This window comes from Paenalicyclobacillus cellulosilyticus, assembly GCF_014647315.1.
Taxonomy (GTDB): domain Bacteria; phylum Bacillota; class Bacilli; order Alicyclobacillales; family Alicyclobacillaceae; genus Alicyclobacillus_J; species Alicyclobacillus_J cellulosilyticus.
Genome location: NZ_BMOY01000143.1, coordinates 1 through 249, shown reverse-complemented (window position 1 = coordinate 249; position 249 = coordinate 1). Strand labels below are relative to the sequence as shown.

General features: G+C 41.4%; 1 protein-coding gene. It reads right to left on the bottom strand.

Features of this window, described 5'->3' with window-relative positions; all coding sequences use genetic code 11:
• Positions 1–249, bottom strand: a 249-nt coding sequence (locus tag IEX97_RS13810; protein WP_229776946.1) for an Hsp70 family protein, incomplete at both ends; no start/stop codon positions are given.

The following is a 249-nucleotide window of genomic DNA, read 5'->3' as shown; positions in this document are numbered from 1 at the left end:
TTTTTCAACCAACGATTCAAGCTTTGCACGGGTTAATTTGATGTTTAAGTGCTTAGGACCAGAGGCATCGGCTGTAATGTAAGGTAAATTCACATCGGTTTGTTGGGCTGAAGACAATTCAATTTTCGCCTTTTCAGCCGCTTCTTTTAGACGTTGTAGCGCCAATGGATCGTTGTGCAAATCAATGCCTGAGTCTTTCTTAAACTCAGCCGCTAAATACTCAATTAATGCTAAGTCGAAGTCTTCACC